A 13,340-nucleotide genomic window follows, 5' to 3' on the forward strand; every position below is an offset into this window, starting at 1 on the left:
TAGCTGATCCTATGTCCGATAGCACGCACGGAATGCCCCTTTTTGAGGAAATAACGGATGCTGTGTCCGTTACGCTTGAAGTAGTTGTTTGGAGTTTCGATCTCCATGGCAGACTGGATATGCAGACTCAGCAGAAAGTAATGTTGAATCCGACTACGCTATTGTATTAGATTCGGAACGAATCGAGTTCGTGAGCCTTTTGCGATCCAAGTCACAAGTGCTCAAGGCTTCTTCCAAAAAGGCTCCACGAAGGACTTCCGGCTGCCGAATTTATGCTCACGGAATAATGGTTGCCGGCTGCAGACTTAGGGGGTTAACCCGCAAAAACATAGTTTCCGCGCGGAAGCACAGCGCATAGGATGAATAGGAGGTTGATCGTGTTGAACGATTGGAATCGGGAAAAAGCAATCCGGCTCTCCAGTCAGCCGCCGCTAAGTTTATATGCCTCCAGAGCCTTCTTCTATGGGGCGGTGACAAGCGGATGACGGATAAAGTGATTTGGGTCGCCGTGCTGACCCTTGTTATTCATGCGGTGGAGACATTGTCTTATGCGCTCCGTTTGGCCGGAGTGCGGACAGGCAAGCTGGCCGTAGCTTTGTCCTTGACCGGAATTGTAGTCCTCTTGTCGCGGACGTCCAATCTCGTCCAAGGGCCGATGATGGGCAGCGTCATCGACCAGGCTAAGCGCGATCCGAGCGTATCGCTGGAGGCGCAAATGCACGTAATGATCGCCGGGGCGTCGCTTGGCACTTTGCTTGCGATCGTCCTGTTCCCGACGGCGGTGCGCATCTCGGCCAAAATGATTACGCGGCTCGAGGTTACCGGCTCGCTGCCGAAGCTCGTCCGCGATTCGGTGTCCATTCGCAGCCTGAAATATGCCGGCCGGCAGTTCAAGCTGCCGACCTGGTCGATGCTGTCTCGCTTGCGCGTCGGCGGTGTACCCAAACGGCTGATGCTGCTGAATATGCTCATTACCGGGATTTACACCGTCGGGGTGCTGTCCGCGCTCTACGCCTCCTTCCTGATGCCGGAGTACAGCATTGCCGCCTCCCAATCGTCGGGACTGGTCAACGGCATCGCCACGATTCTGATGACGATGCTTGTCGACCCGCAAATCGCACTGCTGACCGACAGGGCGATGAACGGGCAAGCGAGCATGAGCTCGATCAGCAAAATGTATGGCTGGCTCATGTTTTCCCGATTTTGCGGCACATGGCTTGCACAGCTCCTGCTTGTCCCGTGTACGCTTTTGATCCAATGGCTCGTCCCGCTTGTATCGCAATAATTCCAATACATAGCACGTCGTTGTTGCCGTTCTCTCCATCCAGGGGGGCGGCTTTTTTGACTAATTCATAAAAATGGATGCATTATATTAAGCTTTTATGAAAACCATTGTAAAAAAGGAAATAGGAAATTTATGTCGAATTTTAAGGAGTAAAGATAGTCATTTTATACCAGAGGAGAACGTCGTTACCTATGATCCAATTTCAAAATGTTTCAAAGGTGTACCCCAATGGAACCATTGGTCTGAAACATATTAACTTGACTATTCATCCGGGTGAATTCGTCGTCATAGTCGGGTTGTCGGGAGCGGGTAAATCGACGCTGCTGCGGTCCATGAACCGGTTGCATGAGATTACCGACGGTCAAATACTGATCGACGGCAGGTCGATTACGAATGCGCGCGGTGCCGAGCTTCGGCGGATGCGCCGCGATATCGGCATGATTTTCCAAAGCTTTAATCTCGTCAAGCGTGTCAGCGTATTGCGCAACGTATTGTCCGGCCGGGTCGGCTACCATTCGACGTTACGCACGCTGCTCAGGATGTTCCCGAAAGAGGATATCGAGCTGTGCATGAAGGCGCTGGAGCGGGTAAATATTCGCGAGAAAGCTTATTCCCGTGCGGATGAGCTGTCCGGCGGACAACAGCAGCGTGTCTCGATAGCCCGGGCGCTCGCACAGGAAGCGAAAATCATTTTGGCCGATGAGCCGGTAGCCTCGCTTGACCCGTTGACGACGAGACAAGTCATGGACGATTTGAAACGAATCAATCAGGATCTGGGCATTACGACTGTCGTGAATCTTCACTTTATCGACTTGGCAAGAGAATATGCCACAAGAATTATTGGTTTGCGCGCCGGTGAAGTCGTATTTGACGGTCCGGTGGCCGAGGCGACGGACGAGAAATTCTCCGAAATATACGGCAGGGCCATCAAGAAGGACGAGCTGCTTGGGAGGGAAGACTGATGTCATCCGAGCAAGGGCTTAAGCCGCTGCGCAAGCCATCCCATACCAAATCGTACATGTCGACGCTGCTGATTATCGTCTTGCTCTGGTGGAGCGCGGTTAAGACGAATGCAACGATCGACCAGCTGATCATCGGTTTACCTGAGATGGGCAAGCTGCTCGTCGAGATGGTACCGCCCGACTGGAGTTATATTGACGTCGTATGGAAGCCGATGATGCAGACGGTGCAGATGGCGGTCATCGGGACGACCGTCGGCGGTATAGTCGCTATTCCGGTAGCGCTGCTGGCAGCAGGCAACGTAACGCGTTCTCCCTGGATTTATCATCCGGCGCGGATTATTTTGAATCTAATTCGTACAATCCCGGAGCTGTTGTTTGCGGCTTTATTCGTAGCTATTTTCGGTATCGGGGCTATGCCGGGGATTTTGGCGCTCTCTTTCTTCTCGTTCGGTCTGATCGCGAAGCTGACCTTCGAATCGATCGAGGCAATCGATCCGGGGCCTTTGGAAGCAATGACGGCTGTCGGAGCTAACAAATGGCAGTGGATTCATTTTGGCGTCGTTCCCCAGGTTGCAGCTCAATATATGGCCTATTTTCTCTATACGTTCGAAGTCAATATACGGGCGGCAGCTGTACTTGGGCTGGTCGGAGCCGGCGGGATCGGATTGTTCCTCGACCGGACATTGCAGCAATTCCGTTACGATCGTGCGTCATTAATTATTGTATTGACGCTGGCTATCGTCCTGATTATCGACTATGTCAGCACGAAAGTAAGGGAGAGGCTGCTATGACAAATCCATCATTGAAAAAACCGTTCCGCATCCGGTTTTGGCTTGTAGCGATTATTATATTTGCCATTTATGCATGGTCGATTCTCGGCATTGAATTCGAAGGGCTTACCGAGAACGCAGGCCGGGATTTTGCGGCTATTTTACGGGGATTAACCCATCCGGACTGGGGATACGTATATCTACCCGAGGGAGAGGATTTACTTAGAGGGCTGCTGGATACGCTGGCGATCTCCATCCTGGGTACCTTTATTTCCGCTTTGCTGTGTATCCCGTTTGCATTTTGGGCGGCGAATAATATGAGCCGATTCCAATGGGTTTCAGGCTCGGGCAAGTTTCTGCTAAGCTTGATCCGTACGTTTCCGGAAATTATTATGGCGATTATCTTTATTAAAGCAGTTGGTCCGGGTTCCTATGCAGGGGTATTGGCTTTGGGACTTCACTCCATCGGGATGCTCGGCAAGCTGTATTCGGAAGCCATCGAGAGCTTGGATCTGGGGCCGACGGAAGCGTTGGTCGCGTGTGGAGGCAATCGGCTGCAGGTGCTCTGGTTTGCCGTTATGCCGCAAGTGCTGCCGCATTTCTTATCCTTTGCCATGTACCGGTTTGAGATTAACATCCGGTCCGCAGCGATTCTTGGTTTAATCGGTGCAGGCGGGATTGGTACGCCGCTTATTTTCGCTTTGGAAGCAAGGGCTTGGAACCGCGTCGGCATCATTTTGCTTGGGATTATCGTGATGGTTACGATCATCGACTACATTTCCGCGGCGATCCGCAAGCGGCTGGTGTAATCATCGATTGAGAGAACTGATCACTAGCAAAGAGAAGCAAAATCATACAAAGAAAACCGTCTCGTAAGCTGAATCGTGCCAATCACGGCACCCTATTCAGCAAGGGACGGTTTTTTAGTATAAGCGTACGGAAGTAGCTGCCTATCGGTCAGTGCCGGACTTTCGGGCGGAGATGTATCACAACCCAAAAATAAAGCCACCCTGTTTATGGGTGGCTTCAATATGTTTACTTTTGGCCGATCAATTTGGAATATTCACGAACGACGTCGAACTTCTTATCGTCGGATTTCATGTAGCCGCGGTGCGAGTATACGTCGAAAATGATTTTCGCGCCTTCCGGATCTTTACCGATATCGATGAACGCTTGCGCAATTTTATCTCTCCACGCTTGGTCCATATCGTTACGAACGGTAATTGTGTCGTTAGGGATCGGGGCAGTGAAAGCAAGCACCTTCGTTTTGGAGAATACGTCCGGTACATCCTTCACTACCGTGTTACGAGCGTCTTGGAAGATAGCGGCAGCGTCCACTTGGCCGTTAAGAACCGCGAGAACCCCTTTATCGTGCCCTTTTACTTCAATGCCGGTAACGTCCTTCTCAGGGTCAACGCCGGCTTTCTTCATTTCGCTTGCCGGCCATACGTAGCCTGCGGAAGAAGTAACGCCTTGCCAAGCGATTTTCTTGCCTTTCAAATCTTTAATATCTTTAATCGGCGAATCAGCTTTTACGATGATCATTGCTTTGTAGAAGTCCACGAGATCTTTCGTGTCTTTGCCTGTTGCATCCTCGATGCCGAAGCGTTGCGCTTGAAGCAGCAGGTCTGCCGCCTTCTTCTCGTCATGCGCCAGCACATAGGCGTTCGGAGGCAGGAAGCCTACGTCCACTTGCTTGGAGGCCATAGCTTCGATAACGGTGTTGTAGTTGGTCGATACGGATACTTTAACCGGAATGTTAAGCTTGTCCCCTAGCAGCTTCTCAAGCGGCTTAGCTTTTGCTTCCAGCGTTTCAGCGCTTTGGGAAGGAACGAATTGAACTCTCAATTCTTTAGGCACGAACCCTTTGGCAGCCGTTTCTTTCTTGTCTCCAGGCGCCGGAGCAGCCGGTGTAGGCTCGGGTTTCTTGGCACAGCCCGCTGCAATTCCCGCGGATAGCAACAGCGTTAAACTGATAGCTGTCATTTTTTTGAACATTCTTTTTGACCTCCAGTTAATATTGGAATTTATTTCTTTTTATACTATAGCACAGAATACATGGAGCAACAGTAAAAAAAATGTTAAGGAGCACCGCGAAGTTCATAAAAAATGTTAATTCTTTTGTAGTAATTGATTGCATGATTGTATTTTTGATATAGTGAAAACAATCTAAACTTGAAAAAAATGGCGAACGGAGCTGATTCCTGTCATGACGAACCGTCAAAGCTGCACGATCACAATTTTGGAGACAAGCGATCTTCACGGGTCGATGCTGCCTATCCAGTATGCGAACAATGCCCCGACCGAAAGCGGCTTTGCCAAAATAGCCCGGCTGATTGAACGGGAACGCAGCGTTAACGAGCATGTCCTTTTTATAGATAACGGCGATTTGATTCAAGGAACGCCTCTGGCTTATCATCATGCCAAGAAGAACGACAAGGCGCCGAATCCGATGATCGCCTGCCTGAACGAAATGAAGTGCGACGCGGCGGTAATAGGCAATCACGAATTCAATTACGGCCTTCCTTTTTTGCACAAAGCGATACAGGAGTCGAGCTTTCCGTGGCTCAGCGCCAACATTGTCGATGCCGAGAGCGGCGAGCCGTTTTTCGGGCGTCCCTACCGTATGATGGAGCTTCCGGAAGGAGTGCGGGTAGCGATATTGGGGCTGACGACACATTATATCCCGAATTGGGAGAAACCGGAGCATATTGCAGGCTTGCGGTTTGAGGACGCGTTCGAGTCGGCTAAGCGGTGGGTCGCCGACATCAGAGAGCAGGAACGGCCGGATGTCATGATTGTTTCCTATCATGGAGGCTTCGAGAGGGATTTGGCCACAGGAGAAGCGATAGAGCCGCTAACGCGCGAGAATGTCGGATATGCGCTTTGCGCCGATATCGAAGGGATAGACGTGCTATTAACCGGTCACCAGCATCGAACGATTGCCGATTGCTTCATCCATGGGGTGGCGGTGCTTCAGCCGGGGAGCCAAGGGTCCTTCCTCGGAAAAATGCAGCTTCGCCTGGAGAAAAAGGAGGAGCGCTGGGAGATTGTGCAAGTCGAATCCGGGCTGCTGTCGCCGGTTGGGATGGAGCCGGTCGAAGCCATTACGGAGCTCGTAGCCCCGCATGAGAAGCTGACGCAGGAGTGGCTGGATAGCCCGATCGGCAAGCTGCTTGGCGATATGAGGATTACGGATGCGATGCAGGTGAGACTGAAGGAGCACCCTCTGATCGAGTTCATCAACCGGGTGCAGATGGACTTGTCCGGAGCCCCTATATCCAATACGGCTCTGTTTGATAATGTGTCTCCGGGCTTTCCGTCCGATATTACGATGCGCGATATTGTATCGAACTACATTTATCCGAACACGCTTCAGGTGATTCGAATAAGCGGGCAGGATATCAAGGATGCGCTGGAGCGCTCAGCCTCTTATTTCGAAACGTACGACGGGGGAGATGTCAAGGTACATCCTTCCTTCAACGAGCCGAAGCCGCAGCATTACAACTACGATATGTGGGAAGGCATCGAGTATAAGCTCGATATTTCCCGGCCACCCAGCGAACGGGTCGTGTTCCTGCAATTTCAAGGCAAGCCGCTCGACAGGCAAGCCCAGTACGATGTCGTTATGAACAATTACCGTGCGGCCGGCGGCGGCAACTACACGATGTTTCAAGGGAAGCCGATCGTGAAGGATATCCCGACGGACATGGCGGAGCTGCTTGCTACTTATATTATGGAAAAGGGAACGATCGAAGCCGAGCTCAATTCGAACTGGGAAGTGATCTGGTAGGTCAAGGTTTACGGCTAACTCAGCCTGTGAAATGAAAAAAGCTGGTGCATTTAATGCGCCAGCTTTTTCATTGGAGTAGGGCGATTACTTGCGTCTTTTCAGAAGAGTTAATTCGCTATGAACTAAACGGTGGGACGGGTTAAGGTTTCCTCTCGCCGTTTTCCCAAAAACGCCAAGCAATGCGCTGCCAAGGACTCTAATTCTGACTTCAAATTGAAACACGCTGGAGTTCAGGTCGGTAGCTATGAAATTTGATGATCCTGGCGGGACAGTGAGAAGTCGGTTGCTAATCAGTCTTTTGCTTCCATTTAACTGGAATACTAGTACTCTTACTCTCACGTTCTTGGTGCGACTGTTGTTTAACACTTTTGTAAAGACCGTCGTTGAACGATTGTTTGCCTGGTTCTCAAGTGGACCGGTTGAATACACTTTGATGCATGCCATTGTACATCGCTCCTTCATTTTGATAGGTACAATACAAGAGATGCAAGAGGATGTCTCTTTGATTGGACAAAGCATCTGGTATTATCGCCGGAATATTAACTGTCCTTCGTATGCAAATGGCGGGTATCGGCAAAGCTAACCCATTCAAATATCCTGCCCTTACAGCGTATCTCCGTTATAGAGCACTCTGCGATCAAGTGGCTTTGCTCCGCAATAAAATGAGGATGTCTAAGATGCAATTCCTCCTCGCAGAACACATTGACCAAAAAATCGGTTATCAGCCCGCCGTGAGTTACGACGATCAAGTGATCCTCCGGATATCGCTCGGAAAGCTCCGACAGGCAGGAAGACAACCGTTCGCCTGCCTTCCTCGCAGAGTCGCCGACCGGCGGGGAGTAGTCGCGGTCCTGGGTGCACCGCTCCCACATCGCAACAAACGCCTCGAACGATTGTCCCGGCAAATCTCCCCAGTTAGCACGCTCCCGCAGACGACGATCCTCTGAAACGGTAAGGTTTGTTGCTTCAGCAATCAACGCAGCCGTTAGCTTCGCTCTTCTCAGCGGACTGCTGACGATATGCTGTATGGGCAATTGGCGAAATCGCTCAGCCGTCTTCCGTGCCTGCTGTACGCCCTCGAGGGTTAGACCGACGTCCTGTGACCCCTTTTCTTTTATGGCATGTCTGACAAGGTAAAAAGTTGTGCTCATTATACCGGCTCCCGTCTTTTTCATGATGTAGTTCCAAAACTAATTTGATTATTATTAAATTTAAAAATCATCTAACTAGATAATACACTATTTTCCAATTGCTTAAAAGCTCCTGTTCATTACGACTCCTCATGTAGTGAATAATCGACAAATAGATCGGAGATTTGACTATGTCCATCTATCGTCAAGATGTCGTATATTAAAAGACAAGCTATGTTTTAGCGTATATCTTAAGCCATTCCATATTGCAACAGTTGTAAACGCTCCCATCGGAAGGCAAAAGGTATGATCCACCGCGAGCCCGATATGAACAAGGAAGGGCTCCAAGCTTCCTTATTACAACAATCATGTGCGAAAGGTTGGGATTGATTATGCGTAAAAAGGTTTTTCGCGTTCTCCAGTGCGTTTGCGTGGGGACCATGCTGCTGCCTGCAGGCATGGCGGCCGCTTCGGAGTCGACCGCTCCGGTTCAAACGGCTGCTTTGGTAAGCGCTTCATCGGATGCTTCCGTGCAGCAGGACAATGTCGTTCGTGTCACAACAACGGCTGAATTGACAGCCGCCATCAGCGCTGCTGCGGCGGGAACGACGATTGTGCTTGCCGACGGGGTTTATTCACATACCGGCGCCTTCAGCATTAGCGGCAAGAACGGGACGGCGTCCGCCCCGATTACGATTAAGGCCGAAAACCAAGGCCAGGCTGAACTGACGGCACGCGCCGGGTTTAACATCAGCAATTCCTCTTATATCGTCATTCAGGGCTTCAAATTTACGGGAACGGCGATCGCCGTCAATATGAACAACAGCAACAACATCCGCGTTACCCGCAATACGTTCGCCATGGCCGTCGTTAATAATCCTGCAGGGTGGAAGTGGGTTCAGTTCGGGGGCAACAACAGCCATCATAACCGGATCGATCATAATGAGTTCGGCCCACGCGGAGATTTGGGTCAAATGATCGCCTTCCAGAACGGCGTCATGTCCCAATATGATGTAATCGAATACAACTACTTCCATGATGCGGCGCCTCAGACGACCAACGGAGGCGAGACGATTCGCGTAGGCTTGTCCGGATCGTCCATGAGCAACGGTTATACCACAATCCAATATAATTTGTTCGTCAACTTAGACAGCGATCCGGAAGTCATTTCCGTGAAAAGCGGCAACAATACGGTTCGCTACAACACGTTCATTAACAATAAAGGGCAAGTAACCGCCCGTCACGGACATGCGAACAGCTATTACGGCAACTATTTCTTCCGTGTCGATGGAAAGTCGGGCGTAGGCGGCTTGCGTATTTACGCGAATGATCAAAAAATTTACAACAACTATTTCGAGAATATATCCGGTGCGATTCATATCGACGGCGGCGATTACGATGCCGGGCCGGACGGCAGCAATTACGACTCCAGCGTGCTGGCGAAGCATTGGCGCGTGTACCGGGCTCAAGTGACGAACAATACGATGGTGAATGCATCCAACGGCATCGTTGTCGGGAAGAGCTATACGTACGCGCCGGTCGACAGCGTAGTAGCGAACAATTTGGTGGTAGGATCCGGCGGTCCGCTGTACAGCGAGGTTAAGACGTCGAACACGTTCTTCGAAGGAAATATCGGCTACGGCGGAACGCTGGACAACGTCACGCGGGCTACATACGAAATACGCGAAGCGGATCCGCTGTTCGTGACTCTAGGCGGCTTGCAAAAGCTGTCTGCCGGCAGTCCGGCAATCAATACAGGAACCGGCAGCTATCCGTTCCTGAACGAGGATATGGACGGTCAGCCCCGGGATGCAATAGACGTCGGCGCTGATGAGTATTCGGCGGCTCCGGCGCTCCGCCAGCCGCTTACTCCTGCCGATGTAGGTCCGAATGCCGTGACCGCGATCAAACCTCAAGCAGCGGGCAAAGACATCGCAGAATGGTATAACGGCAGCGTGAACGTTGCGCTCAGTGCGATGAACACGGAGCCTGGAACCAGGTCTATTGAATACCGGCTGAACGGCCAGCAGGCGTGGGCATCCTATACAGGACCGCTCTCCATTACTCAGGAAGGCAAGCATACGATTGCTTACCGGTATACCAACGAAGAGGGTCTCACGGAGCCTGAGGGCTCGGTGCAAATCCAAATCGATAAAACGAAGCCAACCTATCAATTGACATTGAACGGGAAGCCTTATGCATCGTCGTTAAGCTTTGCCGACACGGATACGCTGAACGTGCAGCTTCAGGCACAGGACGGATTGTCGGGACTGGCCAAGCAAAGCTTTACGATTCTTGAAGCCACCTACGAAACCCAGGCGACCATTCCGCTGACAGCCCGGATCGGCCAGCAATCGATAAACGTAGAAATTGCCGATAAGGCGGGTAATGTGACAGCACAAACTTTAAGCTTCCGGGTGACGCCGACTCTAGCTTCTTTATCGGGACTGGTCGAAGGGTATGCCGCTTCCGGAGAGTTGACAGGCTCTCTGGTTCCTCAACTGACGAACAGCCTGAAGCAGGCTCAGCATCATTATGAAAAAGGCTCCATCGAGCAGGCGATCCAATTCGTTGATGACAACTTCCTGAAGCATCTTAACAACAAGGACGATCAGATCACCGCCGCAGCCAAGCAAGTGCTGCAAAATTATGCGCAGGCTTTGGTCGCCTTCTGGTCCAAATAATAAAAAAAAGAGTCGTGCCGTTAGCGGTACGGCTCTTTTTCGTGTGCCGGCTGCCCGTGACAGCCAGAAGATGGCCTCTCTGATGTCCTTGGGCGTAATGTGCACTTCCCTACCATGAGGCTGGAGGAAGACATCGGTTCTTATCTGTTGCCCTAAGGATAGGGCAGCGGTCTATCAGACATCGGACAGAGAATCTGCTATTTGCTGATTTTCAAGTGGGAATTTTAGCGATTTAATACTTTACTTAATTAATGCATTAGTGTAATATCGAATTATCGTAATAAAGTACCAATGAAGGGGTGTTTTCACCAATGAGTCCAAACGAATCACAAGTACAAGCACGTCAAGCTCTGAAAAACTTGAAGCCGTATTCCCCGGGCAAGCCGACGTGGGAGGTGCAGCAGGAGCTCGGAATCGAGAAGGTCGTCAAGCTGGCGTCGAACGAAAATCCGCTTGGAGCCTCGCCTAAAGCCGTCGAAGCGCTCCTCGCCTACTTGCCGGAAATTCACCGTTATCCCGATGCGGCTACGAAAGGGCTGAACGAGGCTATCGCTGCGCAGCTGAATCTGCAATCCGATCAGCTTATTGTGACGAATGGAGCGGATGAGCTGATCAAGCTCGTCGCGGAAGCCTATCTCGATAAGGGCGATGAGATTGTAATTCCTCATCCGACATTCAGCGAATACGAGTTCGGCGGTCATTTGATGGGGGCTACGCCGGTCTTGGTTTCGTTTGACGATCAGTTCCGTTATGATGTGGATCGGCTGCTGGCAGCCGTAACGGAGCGGACGAAGATTGTATACTTATGCTCTCCTAATAATCCGACGGGGACTTACTTGCCGAAAGCCGATCTGCAGCGTCTCCTGGACCGTTTGCCGAAACGGGTGCTTGTAATGTTCGACGCCGCCTACAGCCATTACGCTTCGGCCGAAGATTATTCCGACGGGCTGGAGTACGTTCGGCAGGGATATCCTGTCATTGTGCTCCAGACGTTTTCGAAAATTTACGGGCTGGCCGGCATTCGGGTCGGCTTCGGCGCCGCGTCGCCGGACATTATCCGAACGATTTTGCAGGTGAAGGAGCCCTTTAACGTTAACGCGCTTGCGCAAGCTGCAGCTACAGCGGCCATTACAGACACGGAGCATGTGCAGAAATCCCGGAAGGTCAACGAGGAAGGCCGAGAGCAGCTGTATGAAGCATTCCGCAGGCTGGGGCTGAAATTTACGGAGAGCATGAGCAATTTCATCTTGCTCGAGCTCGGTCCCGATGCCGGTAATTTGTATCAGCGGCTTATGGCGCAAGGAGTCATTGTCCGGTATGGCACCGGCTGGGGATTGCCGGAGCATATTCGCGTTACCGTAGGAACAAGAGAGGAAAACGAGTTTTTGATCGAATGTCTGGAATCGCTTCTCGTCCAGCAAGCTTAAACAGCTAGGTGTGAGGAGAAAAAAGATTGATTTTTCCAAACATTTCTTCAAGTATAACCCGGTGTATAGTATGATTTAAGCATGTACTCTTTTGCTTATTTTCATATCTATAGGAGGAATGCAGGATGAGTTTAGTATTATGGCCTGACGGCACGCCGAATGCTTTGGGGAACGAAGCGGAGGATGTACCGACGCTCGTGCCTTACCTTGTGGAAGGCGCTGAGCCTTCCGCAGCGATAATTGTATGTCCTGGCGGGGGCTATGCGCGTAGAGCGCAGCATGAGGGGGAGCCGGTTGCCCAGTGGCTGAATTCGCTCGGCATCTCCGCGTTCGTCGTTCATTACCGGGTGGCGCCGTACCGTCATCCGAACCCGCTGTCCGATGCGCAGCGCGCCATTCGTACGGTGCGCAGCCGTGCCGCCGAATGGAACGTGGATCCCGGCCGCGTAGGTATTCTCGGCTTCTCTGCAGGCGGCCACGTCGCTTCTTCCGCCGGTACGCATTTTGATTCGGGACGCCCTGACGCGGAGGACCCGATCGAACGCCAAAGCAGCCGTCCGGATCTGCTCGTGCTTTGTTATCCAGTCATCAGCTTCGGCGAATATGCCCATAAGGGATCGCTTAACAACTTGTTGGGTGAAGAGCCGGATGCGGCGCTCGTTGAGCTGATGTCGAACGAAAAGCAGGTGACGGAGCTGACTCCGCCTACATTTTTGTGGCATACAGCGGACGATGCCTCCGTTCCGGTGGAGAACAGTCTGCTGTTTGCTTCGGCGCTCAGCCGCAACAAGGTTCCGTTCGAGCTCCATGTATTCGAGAGCGGCCGTCACGGATTGGGCTTGGCTGCCGAACAGCCCGGCGTCAAAGCATGGACGGATGTATGCGCGTCCTGGCTTTGTCAGCGCGGATTTTAGCCGACGAACCGCAGCTATGGCCGGGCCCGGCTGGAACCCGCCGGGGCGGACGATCGAATAGCCTTGGCTCGGGCGGGATTGCCGAGACGCAGACCGGCAATGACCCGCTGGCTTTTCCCGGGAGCTGGCAGCTGATAGCCGAACGCAGATACGGCTGTTTGACCCTGAAAATGGGAGAGGCCGTCGCTGCTGCAGGCCGGAGACCGGGTGCGCTTCGAGCGGTACCAGAAACAGAATTTATTTGTTTGTCTGTCCCCCTCAATAATTCCAAGGACGGTGCCTTTCACGGCACCGTCCTTTTTGACGATTGCGGCCTCTGCGGCCGGATGGAATACCTTCATCTTCCTCCCTTTTTGCCTATCTCCAAAATCTCCG

Annotated in this window: 11 protein-coding genes; 8 read left to right on the plus strand and 3 right to left on the minus strand. The window is 51.8% G+C overall.

Features of this window, described 5'->3' with window-relative positions:
* The first annotated feature begins 481 nt into the window (after positions 1 to 481).
* From DVH26_RS06455 to phnE (DVH26_RS06470), 4 genes are all read left to right on the plus strand, one after another.
* A complete protein-coding gene (locus tag DVH26_RS06455; protein ID WP_239632392.1) occupies positions 482 to 1,285 on the plus strand; it encodes a lipid II flippase Amj family protein in 804 nt (267 codons plus the stop codon).
* A 191-nt stretch (positions 1,286 to 1,476) separates the two neighbouring features.
* Positions 1,477 to 2,247: a phosphonate ABC transporter ATP-binding protein gene (gene phnC / locus DVH26_RS06460; RefSeq protein ID WP_239632394.1), complete on the plus strand. Its 771-nt coding sequence runs from the start codon at positions 1,477 to 1,479 to the stop codon at positions 2,245 to 2,247.
* Positions 2,247 to 3,038 carry a phosphonate ABC transporter, permease protein PhnE gene (gene phnE, locus DVH26_RS06465; RefSeq protein WP_239632397.1) on the plus strand — a complete coding sequence of 264 codons (792 nt, stop codon included), beginning with the start codon at positions 2,247 to 2,249 and terminating at the stop codon, positions 3,036 to 3,038. Before phnC ends, phnE (DVH26_RS06465) begins: the two co-directional genes overlap by 1 nt.
* A complete protein-coding gene (gene phnE, locus DVH26_RS06470; RefSeq protein WP_239632399.1) occupies positions 3,035 to 3,826 on the plus strand; it encodes a phosphonate ABC transporter, permease protein PhnE in 792 nt (263 codons plus the stop codon). Before phnE (DVH26_RS06465) ends, phnE (DVH26_RS06470) begins: the two co-directional genes overlap by 4 nt.
* 226 nt (positions 3,827 to 4,052) lie before the next feature.
* Here the strand turns inward: phnE (DVH26_RS06470) and DVH26_RS06475 are convergent, their stop codons facing one another.
* A complete protein-coding gene (locus tag DVH26_RS06475) occupies positions 4,053 to 5,015 on the minus strand; it encodes a phosphate/phosphite/phosphonate ABC transporter substrate-binding protein (protein WP_239632401.1) in 963 nt (320 codons plus the stop codon).
* Positions 5,016 to 5,226: 211 nt separating this feature from the next.
* Here DVH26_RS06475 and DVH26_RS06480 point away from each other — a divergent pair, with 211 nt between their 5' ends.
* The gene (locus DVH26_RS06480; RefSeq protein ID WP_239632404.1) at positions 5,227 to 6,810 is read left to right on the plus strand and encodes a bifunctional metallophosphatase/5'-nucleotidase; all 1,584 of its coding nucleotides are present in this window, start codon (positions 5,227 to 5,229) and stop codon (positions 6,808 to 6,810) included.
* Positions 6,811 to 7,349: 539 nt separating this feature from the next.
* On the opposite strand, the gene DVH26_RS06485 is transcribed toward DVH26_RS06480, so the two are convergent.
* Positions 7,350 to 7,961, minus strand: coding sequence for a histidine phosphatase family protein (locus DVH26_RS06485; RefSeq protein WP_239632406.1), 612 nt, complete (start codon positions 7,959 to 7,961; stop codon positions 7,350 to 7,352).
* Between the two features lie 371 nt (positions 7,962 to 8,332).
* On the opposite strand from DVH26_RS06485, the gene DVH26_RS06490 reads away from it, so the two are divergent.
* From DVH26_RS06490 to DVH26_RS06500, 3 genes are all read left to right on the plus strand, one after another.
* A complete protein-coding gene (locus tag DVH26_RS06490) occupies positions 8,333 to 10,624 on the plus strand; it encodes a polysaccharide lyase 6 family protein (RefSeq protein ID WP_239632408.1) in 2,292 nt (763 codons plus the stop codon).
* A gap of 311 nt (positions 10,625 to 10,935) precedes the next feature.
* Positions 10,936 to 12,051: a histidinol-phosphate transaminase gene (gene hisC, locus DVH26_RS06495; RefSeq protein WP_239632411.1), complete on the plus strand. Its 1,116-nt coding sequence runs from the start codon at positions 10,936 to 10,938 to the stop codon at positions 12,049 to 12,051.
* A gap of 125 nt (positions 12,052 to 12,176) precedes the next feature.
* Positions 12,177 to 12,965: an alpha/beta hydrolase gene (locus DVH26_RS06500; protein WP_239632413.1), complete on the plus strand. Its 789-nt coding sequence runs from the start codon at positions 12,177 to 12,179 to the stop codon at positions 12,963 to 12,965.
* Between the two features lie 14 nt (positions 12,966 to 12,979).
* On the opposite strand, the gene DVH26_RS06505 is transcribed toward DVH26_RS06500, so the two are convergent.
* Positions 12,980 to 13,306 (minus strand): hypothetical protein, encoded by a 327-nt coding sequence (locus DVH26_RS06505; RefSeq protein WP_239632415.1) that lies wholly within the window; start codon positions 13,304 to 13,306, stop codon positions 12,980 to 12,982.
* Positions 13,307 to 13,340 lie beyond the last annotated feature (34 nt).

Origin of the sequence: Paenibacillus sp. H1-7 (assembly GCF_022354825.1) — a bacterium.
GTDB lineage: Bacteria > Bacillota > Bacilli > Paenibacillales > NBRC-103111 > Paenibacillus_S.

Bases quoted from the DNA above. Each gene is read 5' to 3' on its own strand.
- DVH26_RS06455 (WP_239632392.1), top strand. From the start codon at position 482: ATGACGGATAAAGTGATTTGGGTCGCCGTGCTGACCCTTGTTATTCAT.
- phnC (WP_239632394.1), top strand. From the start codon at position 1,477: ATGATCCAATTTCAAAATGTTTCAAAGGTGTACCCCAATGGAACCATT.
- phnE (WP_239632397.1), top strand. From the start codon at position 2,247: ATGTCATCCGAGCAAGGGCTTAAGCCGCTGCGCAAGCCATCCCATACC.
- phnE (WP_239632399.1), top strand. From the start codon at position 3,035: ATGACAAATCCATCATTGAAAAAACCGTTCCGCATCCGGTTTTGGCTT.
- DVH26_RS06475 (WP_239632401.1), bottom strand. From the start codon at position 5,015: ATGTTCAAAAAAATGACAGCTATCAGTTTAACGCTGTTGCTATCCGCG.
- DVH26_RS06480 (WP_239632404.1), top strand. From the start codon at position 5,227: ATGACGAACCGTCAAAGCTGCACGATCACAATTTTGGAGACAAGCGAT.
- DVH26_RS06485 (WP_239632406.1), bottom strand. From the start codon at position 7,961: ATGAGCACAACTTTTTACCTTGTCAGACATGCCATAAAAGAAAAGGGG.
- DVH26_RS06490 (WP_239632408.1), top strand. From the start codon at position 8,333: ATGCGTAAAAAGGTTTTTCGCGTTCTCCAGTGCGTTTGCGTGGGGACC.
- hisC (WP_239632411.1), top strand. From the start codon at position 10,936: ATGAGTCCAAACGAATCACAAGTACAAGCACGTCAAGCTCTGAAAAAC.
- DVH26_RS06500 (WP_239632413.1), top strand. From the start codon at position 12,177: ATGAGTTTAGTATTATGGCCTGACGGCACGCCGAATGCTTTGGGGAAC.
- DVH26_RS06505 (WP_239632415.1), bottom strand. From the start codon at position 13,306: ATGAAGGTATTCCATCCGGCCGCAGAGGCCGCAATCGTCAAAAAGGAC.